This window comes from Mycobacterium sp. UM_11 (assembly GCF_001414075.1).
Taxonomy (GTDB): domain Bacteria; phylum Actinomycetota; class Actinomycetes; order Mycobacteriales; family Mycobacteriaceae; genus Mycobacterium.
On sequence record NZ_LATC01000143.1, the window covers coordinates 1 to 9230 of the forward strand.

At 68.5% G+C, this 9230-nt stretch carries 10 protein-coding genes; 6 read left to right on the plus strand and 4 right to left on the minus strand.

Features of this window, described 5'->3' with window-relative positions:
- Positions 1-85: 85 nt before the first annotated feature.
- Positions 86-1201, minus strand: a complete 1116-nt coding sequence (gene ald / locus WU80_RS22895; RefSeq protein ID WP_055405368.1) for an alanine dehydrogenase — start codon at positions 1199-1201, stop codon at positions 86-88.
- 102 nt (positions 1202-1303) lie between these two features.
- Here ald and WU80_RS22900 point away from each other — a divergent pair, with 102 nt between their 5' ends.
- Positions 1304-1765 (plus strand): SRPBCC family protein, encoded by a 462-nt coding sequence (locus WU80_RS22900; RefSeq protein WP_055405369.1) that lies wholly within the window; start codon positions 1304-1306, stop codon positions 1763-1765.
- A gap of 9 nt (positions 1766-1774) precedes the next feature.
- Entirely contained in the window at positions 1775-3262 is a 1488-nt protein-coding gene (locus tag WU80_RS22905; RefSeq protein WP_055405370.1) for an NAD(P)/FAD-dependent oxidoreductase, read from the plus strand.
- Here the strand turns inward: WU80_RS22905 and WU80_RS22910 are convergent.
- Entirely contained in the window at positions 3222-3734 is a 513-nt protein-coding gene (locus tag WU80_RS22910) for a GNAT family N-acetyltransferase (protein WP_055405371.1), read from the minus strand. The genes WU80_RS22905 and WU80_RS22910 overlap by 41 nt on opposite strands.
- A complete protein-coding gene (locus tag WU80_RS22915) occupies positions 3731-4306 on the minus strand; it encodes a TetR/AcrR family transcriptional regulator (RefSeq protein WP_369808566.1) in 576 nt (191 codons plus the stop codon). Before WU80_RS22915 ends, WU80_RS22910 begins: the two co-directional genes overlap by 4 nt.
- Before the next feature lie 176 nt (positions 4307-4482).
- On the opposite strand from WU80_RS22915, the gene WU80_RS22920 reads away from it, so the two are divergent.
- On the plus strand, positions 4483-5490 hold the full coding sequence (locus WU80_RS22920) for a Rieske 2Fe-2S domain-containing protein (protein ID WP_055405373.1): 1008 nt from the start codon (positions 4483-4485) through the stop codon (positions 5488-5490).
- Complete coding sequence (locus tag WU80_RS22925; RefSeq protein ID WP_055405374.1) at positions 5487-6569, plus strand: dihydrodipicolinate reductase; 1083 nt, start codon at positions 5487-5489, stop codon at positions 6567-6569. Before WU80_RS22920 ends, WU80_RS22925 begins: the two co-directional genes overlap by 4 nt.
- A 6-nt stretch (positions 6570-6575) precedes the next feature.
- On the opposite strand, the gene WU80_RS22930 is transcribed toward WU80_RS22925, so the two are convergent.
- The gene (locus WU80_RS22930) at positions 6576-7913 is read right to left on the minus strand and encodes an HNH endonuclease signature motif containing protein (protein WP_055405375.1); all 1338 of its coding nucleotides are present in this window, start codon (positions 7911-7913) and stop codon (positions 6576-6578) included.
- A 104-nt stretch (positions 7914-8017) separates the two neighbouring features.
- On the opposite strand from WU80_RS22930, the gene dapB reads away from it, so the two are divergent.
- Together dapB and WU80_RS22940 are read left to right on the plus strand one after the other, a co-directional pair.
- Positions 8018-8755: a 4-hydroxy-tetrahydrodipicolinate reductase gene (gene dapB / locus WU80_RS22935; protein ID WP_055405376.1), complete on the plus strand. Its 738-nt coding sequence runs from the start codon at positions 8018-8020 to the stop codon at positions 8753-8755.
- Between the two features lie 10 nt (positions 8756-8765).
- Positions 8766-9230, plus strand: a 465-nt coding sequence (locus tag WU80_RS22940; protein ID WP_055405855.1) for a hypothetical protein, incomplete at its 3' end; no start/stop codon positions are given.

Here is a 9230-nt window from a genome sequence, read left to right on the forward strand (position 1 = left end):
ACACCTACAATCACCACCGCGGCCACACCGCACTCGGCGGCCAACCACCCGCCACTCGCGTACCTAACCTCTCAGGTCAGTACAACTAGGCCAGCACGCTCGCCGGATCGGTGAACGGCAGATTCAGGTCGGCGGCCACCCGCCCACACAGCAGCGCGCCGCCATGCGTCGAAAGGCCTTGCGCCAGAGCCGGATCCGATCGGCAGGCGGCCTGCCAGCCGCGGTCGGCGAGTTCGAGCACGTACGGCATGGTCGCGTTGGTCAGCGCCACGGTCGACGTCTTGGGCACCGCGCTGGGCATGTTCGCCACGCAGTAGAACTGCGTGTCGTGCACCGCGAAGGTCGGGTCGTCGTGCGTGGTGGGCCGGGAATCGGCGAAGCAACCACCCTGGTCGATGGAGATGTCGACCAGCACCGCACCCGGTTTCATCTGTGCGACAAGCGCATTCGAAACCAGTTCCGGGGCCTTGCCGCCCGGCAGCAGCACCGCGCCGATCAGCAGGTCGGCCCGGGTGACGGTGCCCTCGAGCTCGTACGCCGACGAATAGCGCGTGCGGACCTGCCCGCCGAACTCGGCGTCGAGCAGCCGAAGCTTGTTGATGTTGACGTCGAGAACCGTGACGCTGGCGCCCATCCCGTTCGCGACCCGGGCCGCGTTGTAACCCGCGGTGCCGGCGCCGATAACCACGACGTCGGCGGGCTTCACGCCCGGCACCCCGCCCATCAGCACGCCGCGGCCGCCGTGGGTCCGCATCAGGTGGTAGGCGCCGACCTGCGCCGACAGCCGGCCGGCGACCTCGCTCATCGGGGCCAGCAGCGGGAGGGCGCCGTCAGGGGTCTGCACGGTCTCGTAGGCGATTGACGTTGTGCCCGAGGCCAATAGCGCGTCGGTGCAGGCGCGCGAGGCGGCCAGGTGCAGATAGGTGAACAGCACCTGACGCGAGCGCAGCAGGGTGTACTCGGCCGCGATCGGTTCCTTCACCTTGAGCAGCAGATCGGCCTCGGCCCAGACCTGTTCGGCCGAGTCGGCCAGTTGGGCGCCCGCCGACTTGAACTCCTCGTCGGGAATGGACGAGCCCTCACCGGCGCCGGCCTGGACGAGCACCTCGTGCCCGCGTCGCGTCAGTTCGGCGACGCCGGCGGGCGTGATGGCAACCCTGAACTCGTTGACCTTGGTCTCGGTCGGTACGCCGACTCGCATGGCTGCCCCTAGCTTCGCGGAGGTTCGCCCTCAAGTGTGGGGATAGTTCCGCCTGCCCGCAATTGAGGGTGAAACCACCCGCGCGCTGGCTATGATCGGCCAATGACCGACCCGTCCGTGACGGCCTCCGTGCAGGTCGCCGCCGGTCCCGACCTGGTGTATCGGCTCATCACCGACCTGCCGACGCTCGCCTCGTTCGCCGAGGAGGCGGTGGCCATGGAGTGGCGCCAAGGCGATGCGGCGCGCCCCGGGGCGGTGTTCACCGGCCACAACGAAAGCGCCAAACGGCGCTGGAGCACCAAGTGCACGGTCACCGACGCGGAACCGGGCCGGATCTTCGCGTTCGACGTCCGGCACTCGATGCTCCCGATCGCGCGCTGGCAATACGACATCGTCGCGACCGACGGCGGCTGCCGGGTCACCGAAAGCACCTGGGACCGCAGGCCCGGCTGGTTCCGCAAGATCGCCGGCAAGGCCACAGGCGTCCCGGACCGGGTCGCGGCCAACTCCGAACACATCCGGCTCACCCTGCAGCGCCTCAAGCAGCGCGCCGAGTCCGAGTAGCCGGCCGGCATGCGACGCAACCCGGCCGTAGCCGTCGTCGGAGCGGGCATGTCGGGGATATGCGTCGCAATTACGTTGCTGCGCAGTGGGATAACAGACATCACGGTCTACGAGAAGGCCGACGAGGTCGGCGGGACCTGGCGCGAGAACACCTATCCGGGCCTGGTCTGCGACATCCCGTCGCGCGTTTACCAGTACACGTTCGCCCATAACCCCAACTGGTCGCACGTGTTCTCGCCCGGCGGTGAAATCCAGGACTACTTCCGCGGCGTCGCCGAGAAGTTCGGGCTGCGCGACCGCATCCGGTTCGGCACGGAGATCGTCAGCGCGCGATTCGAGGGCGGTCGCTGGCGGCTGCGCACGAACGCCGGCGAAGAGTCGACCGTCGACTTCCTGATCTGCGCCACCGGCGTGCTTCATCACCCGCGCCTGCCGTCGATCCCCGGCCTGGAGGACTTCGGCGGGCACGCTTTTCACTCGGCGCGGTGGGATCACTGCGTCGAGTTGCGCGGCCGGCGGGTCGCCGTCATCGGCAACGGGTCGACGGGCGTGCAACTCGTCCGCGGCCTGGCCGGGGTGGCGGGCCGGGTGCTGCTCTTCCAGCGCACCGCGCAGTGGGTGCTGCGGCTGCCCAACCCCCGCTACCGCAGGTTCACCCACCTCACCCACGACAGGTGGGGCTGGCTCGACCGGCTGGCCTACCGGTGCTACAGCCTCGGCTACGACACCTTCGCCGTCGGGCTCACCAAGCCGGGGCTGCGCCGCAAGATCATGGGCGCGCTGTGCCGGGCCAGCCTGCGCGAGGTCCGCGACCCCGAGTTGCGCCGCGCGCTGACGCCCGACTACACGCCGATGTGCAAACGGCTGGTGATGTCCAATGGCTTCTACCGCGCCGTGCAGCGCGACGACGTCGAACTGGTCACCGCCGCTATCGACCACGTGGAGCGGCGCGGCATCGTGACCGCCGATGGAATCCTGCACGAGGCGGACATCATCGTGCTGGCCACCGGGTTCGACACCCACGCGTTCTTCCGGCCGATGCGGCTGATCGGCCGCGACGGCATCGCCGCCGACGACGTGTGGCGCGACGGTCCCCGGGCCTACCAGACGGTGGCGCTGCCGGGCTTCCCGAACTTCTTCATGATGCTGGGGCCGCACAGCCCGGTCGGCAACCTCGCGCTCACCACCGTCGCCGAATCGCAGGCCGACCACATACTGCGCTGGATCGAGCGTTGGCGCCGAGGCGAATTCGACACGGTGGAACCGACGTGGCCCGCGACCGAGAGCTTCAACGCCAGGCTGCGCGCGGCGATGCCCGACACGGTGTGGACCACCGGTTGCCAGAGCTGGTATCTGAACAAGGACGGGGTGCCCGAGGTCTGGCCCTTCACGCCGGGCGAACACCGCGCCATGCTGGCGAACACCGATCTCGGCCAATACGACTTGCGCCGGGAGGTCACCGCCGGGTCAGCCGGTAGCCCAGATGGGGGACCTTGACGCCGGGCAGCGGCTCCCAGTCCAGGGTGCGGCCGTCGGCGCGGAAGCCGTTCGTCTCGTAGAAGATTCGCGCCCGCGTATTGCGTTCGGCGCACCACAACACGACGTCGCCAGAAGGGCTTTCGGTCAGGGCCGTGCCGAGCAGCCGGCCGCCGACGCCGCGGCGTTGGTGGTCCGCCGCGATGTACAGCGAGTCGAGTTCGACCTGTTCGGGAGTCGCGAGATCCGGCCCGAAGATGGTCATACCGATTGTGGCCGAACCGAATTCGGCGATCCACATGCTCCAGTCGCGGCGCTGCAGGAGCCGGGGATACGCCAGGATGGCCCAGCGCCGCGGCGATCCGAGTACGTCGAGGGTGGCATCCGGGAGCAGGCCGGTCCACGACTGCCGCCAGACCGGATAGTGCATTTCGGCGACCCGGGCGAAATCGTTCGGTCCGGCGCGGCGGATCGTGATGCCGCCGTCCGTCACCGGCGGGTTGGCTCCAGGTAGGCGGCCAGCGCGTTGGTCAAGCCGCGCCGCGCCATGTCCAGGTCCGCGTACGAGCCGAGCTGGCGCTCGGACACCAGGCCGCGCATCGCGGCGGGGATCAGCGCGGCCACCTCGCGCACCCGGTCCGGGTCGACGTCCAGCCCGGCGAAGGCGTGCTGGCAGGTCTGAAGCCAGCTCTTGCCCCAGGAGAACAGCTCGGCGGCGGTGCGCGGAAACAGGCGCTCGAGCTCGTCGGGGTCGCGGGGGAGCGCGGCCCGCAGGTTCTCGATCGCACGGGAATCCGGCGAGGCCAACCCGTCGTAGAGGGTGTCGATGATGGCGCCCACCCGCTCACGCAGGGGCGCGTGCGGCGAGACGGGTGCCGACAGCGTCGAAAAGGTCGCGGCGCGGCGCTCGGCGGTGCGGTGCAGCACCGCCGCCCAGAACCCGTCGGTGTCGCCGAACTGGTACTGCACCGCGCCCCAGGTGGCGCCGATGTCCTTGGCGATGCGATTGGCCGACACCGAGCCCGGGTCGCCGGAGGCCAACGACTTGAGCGCGGCCTCGAGCATGCTCTCCCGCGTGGCGTTGCCACGCCGGTTGGGGCGCCGGTTCACGGTTCCGGACCCGCTGACCTGCCGAGTCATCTGCCGAGCCTATCGCGCGGGGCGGTGGTCAAGGTTTCATAGAGGGTACTTTGATTTTGGGGAGGCGCGGCCTATCATTCGTACCCAAGGAGGGATCCCGCATGGCTAAGCCGCCGTTGTCGATGAAACCAACCGGCTGGTTCCAAGTCGCCTGGTCCGACGAGATCGGGGTGGGCGACGTGCACAAGATGAAGTACTTCGGCCAGGAGATGGTCGCGTGGCGGGCCGAGTCCGGGCAGCTCACCGTGATGAACGCATACTGCGAACACCTGGGCGCGCACTTGGGTTACGGCGGCAAGGTGGTCGGCGAGGTGCTGCAGTGCCCGTTCCACGGGTGGCAGTGGAGCGGCGAGGGTCGCAACGTCTGCATTCCCTACCAGGATCGGCCGAACCGCGGCCGCCGCATCCGCACGTATCCCGTGGTGGAACGCAACGCCTCGGTCTACATCTGGCACGACGTCGAGCGCCGTGACCCGTACTTCGACGCGCCGGACGTGTTCGGCGCGTTCCGCGACGGCAGCGGCGTGGACGACTACTACCCGCAGCAGCGGTTGTACCGGCAGGCCCTGGAACTGCATCCGCAGTATGTGCTCGAAAACGGCGTGGACTTCGCGCATTTCAAATTCGTGCACAACACGCCCATCGTGCCGGTGTTCACCCGCCACGACTTCGCGGAGCCGGTCTCGTTCGTCGACTTCACCATCACGTTCGAGGGTGACGACGGGCAGAAGATCGAGGACGTCAACAGCGGGGTGGAGGCCGTCAACGGCGGCCTGGGCATCGCGGTGACCAAGAGCTGGGGGATGATCGACAACCGCACCATCTCCGCGGTCACCCCGGTCGACGAGTTCACCTCCGATGTCCGATTCATGGTCTACATCGGCCGCAGCCCGGGCAAGGACCCGGCCCGCGCCGAACGCAAGGCGGCCGAGTTCGGCCGCGAAGTGATCCGGCAGTTCGAGCAGGACATCGAGATCTGGCAGCACCAGCGCTATTCCGACCCGCCGGCGCTGGCCACCGACGAGTACGAGGGCTTCACCGCAATTCGCAAGTGGGCCAAGCAGTTCTATCCCGAGGCATTCGCAGCACAGGAAGGCTCAATGCAATGAGTAGCGCACCGATCCGTGTCTTCCAGGTTGGCAGCGGAAACGTCGGCTCGGAGATGATCAGACGGATCGCCACCCATCCTGACCTGGAACTCGTTGGGGTGCATGCCTATTCGGCCGATAAGGTCGGTAAGGACACCGGCGAATTCGCCGGGGTGGGGTCCAACGGCGTCAAGTTCACCGGGAGCGTCGAGGAGATCATCGCCGCCAGGCCGGACGTGCTCACGTTTCACGGCGTGTTCCCCGACGAGGACCTGTACGTCACAGTGCTCGAGGCGGGCATCGACATCGTCACCACGGCCGACTGGATCACCGGCTGGCACCGCGACAAGAACCACCCCCACCCGTCGGGCAAGCCGGTGAGCCGGCTGCTGGCCGAGGCGTGCGAGAAGGGCGGCGCCACGTTCTACGGGACCGGGATGAACCCGGGCCTGAACCAGATCCTGGGCGTCGTGTGCTCGGCCGACGTCGCCGATATCGAGAACGTCACCACCATCGAATCCGTCGACGTCTCATGCCATCACTCCAAGGACACCTGGATCGAGGTGGGCTACGGCCAGCCGGTCGACGACCCGGAGATCCCGGGCAAGCTGGAGAAGTACACCCGCGTCTTCGCCGACAGCGTGCTGATGATGGCCGACTGCTTCGACCTGCCGTTGGACGAGGTGAAGTTCAGCTACGAGCTGGGCGCCTGCACCAAGGACGTCGACCTGGGGTGGTACACGCTGCCCAAGGGCTCGCTGGGCGGCAACTACATCAAGTACCAGGGCATGGTGGACGGCGTTCCCCGGGTCGAGACGCACCTGGAGTGGCAGATGACCCCACACACCGACCCGAGCTGGAACATCAAGGGCTGCTACATCACTCAGATCAAGGGCGACCCGTGCATCTACAACAAGCACATGATTTTCCCCAAGCCCGGTGTGGACCTGTCCAACCCGGATAACTTCGCCTCCATCGGCATGACCGTGACCGGCATGCCCGCGCTGGCCTCGATCAAATCGGTCGCCGCGGCCCCACCGGGACTCATCACCAGCGCCGACCTGCCGCTGCGCGGATTCGCCGGGCGCTTCAAGATTTAGGCGTCGTCAAGGGTCTTCCGGGTGGTGGTAGTCGTTCGTGCGCTGCCCGCGATCGAGATGCGGCGGCGGAATCCACTCGGTGCGCCCGTTCGGCAGCTTCCTTGTCCGCCAGCCCTTTTCGAGGAGCTTGTGGTGCGGTGCGCAGGCGAAGGTGAGCCCGTCGGCATCGGTCCGGCCGCCGGCGGCCCACTCGTCGACATGGTGGACCTCGCACCAATAGCCCGGCGCGTCACAGCCCGGGTGCGTGCAGCCGCGGTCCTTCGCGTAGAGGACGATCCGCTGGTCCGGTGTGGCGATCCGCCGTGAGCGGCCGAGATACAGTGGGCGACCGGAGTGTTCGTCGAACACGGCCAGGTAGTGGTAGGCGTGGCTCGCCATCCGGATCACGTCGGGCATCGGCAGCACCGTGCCGCCGCCCGTCACCGCGCGCCCGGTGCCGAATGTGAGCTGCTGCAGCGTGGTGGAGACGATGACGGTGACCGGCAACCCGTTGTGCGCCCCCAGCCGCGGGTCGCCCAGCTGGCCGCGCACCAGCGCGTTGATCGCGTCATGCTGGCGCTGCGCGTGGCTGCGCGTGTCACCGCTCGCGGACTGGTCCCCGGGTTCGCCCTCTATGTAAGGCTTTTCGTCGTCCGGGTTGCACATGCCGGGGGCGGCGAAGCGGGCCAGCCACGCGTCGAGGTTGGCGCGCAGTTCCGGGGATGCGACCAACTTGCCGACGCTCATCCCGTCGGGCCGTTGCGCGGCCCAGCTGAAGCCGCGCTGACGGGCGCGGTCGACATCGGAGAACTTCCCGTCGGGATTGAGTCGTAATGCGCACTGGTGCGCGACCTTCTGCAACTGGTCGGGACGCAAACCGGCCGCCTGCCGGGCCAGGAATCGCTCGGCCGCATCGACCTCCTCGGCGCAGACGGCGGCCGGCAGGTCACGCACGAACGCCTGGATCACCCGCAGGTGCTGGCCATCGAGGACGCCGTCGCGCCACGCCGCGGCGGTGGCGGGCAACTCCGGTGGCAACTCCTGGCCGGTGAGCGTCAGCCGCGGCGAGAGCTGCTTGGCGTCTCGGACCCGGCGGCACGCGTCGGCATAGCTGATCCGCAACCAGTCGGCGATGACCTTGTGGACCGGTCCGCCGACCTCGGCGGGATCCTCGTTCGCCAGGCCGGCGATCACCTCTGTGCCGACCGCGGTTTGGCGCCGGTGCGAGGTTTCCATCGCGTCCAGCACGTGCAGCCGGACGACTGGGCTCAGCGCGCCGAAATCGAGCCCGCGCACCGCCGCGTCGGCCGCGTCCAGCGCGTCCAGGGCGGCGGCCACTTCTGGCGGAACTTCGATCGAACGCATGTTCGAACAGTAAGCCGCGCGGCCCAGTGCGCGCCATCGAAAACGCGCCGGTTGTGGATAAACACCCGACTGTGGATCAATCGGCCCGGTCTAGGGTGAAACCCATGCGGGTAGGCGTCTTGGGAGCTAAAGGAAAAGTCGGTTCGGCGATGGTGGCCGGCGTGCAGGCCGCCGAGGATTTGACGCTGTCCGCCGAGGTGGATGCGGGGGACTCGCTCAGCCTGTTCACCGACGCCAAGACCGAGGTGGTCATCGACTTCACCCACCCCGACGTGGTGATGGGCAATCTGGAGTTCCTCATCGGCAACGGAATTCACGCCGTCGTCGGCACCACCGGCTTCACCTCCGAGCGGCTGGACCAGGTCGAAAGCTGGCTGGCCAAGAGCCCCAACACGAGCGTCCTCATCGCCCCCAACTTCGCGATCGGGGCGGTGCTGTCCATGCACTTTGCCAAGCAGGCGGCGCGCTTCTTCGATTCGGTCGAGGTGATCGAGCTGCACCATCCGCACAAGGCCGACGCCCCATCGGGCACCGCCGCCCGCACCGCCAAGCTGATCGCCGAGGCCCGAAAAGGCTTGCCGCCCAACCCCGATGCCACCAGCACCGGCCTGCCCGGCGCCCGGGGCGCGGACGTCGACGGCATCCCCGTGCACTCGGTGCGGCTGGCCGGGCTGGTCGCGCATCAGGAGATCCTGTTCGGCACCGAGGGGGAGACGCTCACCATCCGCCACGACAGCCTGGACCGCACCTCGTTCGTGCCCGGCGTGTTGCTGGCGGTGCGGCGCGTCGCCGAACGCCCCGGCCTGACCGTCGGGCTCGAGCCCCTGCTCGACCTGCAATGAACGACCTGCAATGAACGCAGCCCTGCGCACCCAGTTGCTGATCGCGTTCCTGTGCGTGGCGATGCTGGCGTACTTCGTGCTGCTGGGGCGGATGGCCGTAGCGATGATCGCCTCGGGCCGGGCGGCCGCCGTGGGCCTGGGGCTGGCGGTGCTGATCATGCCCCTGATCGGGCTGTGGGCCATGGTGGCGACGCTGCGGTTCGGGTTCGCCCACCAGAAGCTGGCCGATCTGATCGCGGCCGACGGCATGGAGCTCGACACCAGCGCGCTGCCGCGGCGGGCGTCCGGCCGCATCGAACGGGGCGCCGCCGACGCGCTGTTCGCCTCGGTGCGCACCGAAGTCGAAGACCACCCCGACGACTGGCGGCGCTGGTACCGGCTGGCCCGCGCCTACGACTACGCCGGGGACCGCCGCCGCGCGCGCGAAGCCATGAAGACGGCGCTGGAGTTGCAGGGCCTGTCTCTTATACACATC

Bases quoted from the DNA above. Each gene is read 5' to 3' on its own strand.
- WU80_RS22920 (WP_055405373.1), top strand. From the start codon at position 4,483: ATGGCTAAGCCGCCGTTGTCGATGAAACCAACCGGCTGGTTCCAAGTC.
- ald (WP_055405368.1), bottom strand. From the start codon at position 1,201: ATGCGAGTCGGCGTACCGACCGAGACCAAGGTCAACGAGTTCAGGGTT.
- WU80_RS22915 (WP_369808566.1), bottom strand. From the start codon at position 4,306: ATGCTCGAGGCCGCGCTCAAGTCGTTGGCCTCCGGCGACCCGGGCTCG.
- WU80_RS22900 (WP_055405369.1), top strand. From the start codon at position 1,304: ATGACCGACCCGTCCGTGACGGCCTCCGTGCAGGTCGCCGCCGGTCCC.
- dapB (WP_055405376.1), top strand. From the start codon at position 8,018: ATGCGGGTAGGCGTCTTGGGAGCTAAAGGAAAAGTCGGTTCGGCGATG.
- WU80_RS22925 (WP_055405374.1), top strand. From the start codon at position 5,487: ATGAGTAGCGCACCGATCCGTGTCTTCCAGGTTGGCAGCGGAAACGTC.
- WU80_RS22930 (WP_055405375.1), bottom strand. From the start codon at position 7,913: ATGCGTTCGATCGAAGTTCCGCCAGAAGTGGCCGCCGCCCTGGACGCG.
- WU80_RS22905 (WP_055405370.1), top strand. From the start codon at position 1,775: ATGCGACGCAACCCGGCCGTAGCCGTCGTCGGAGCGGGCATGTCGGGG.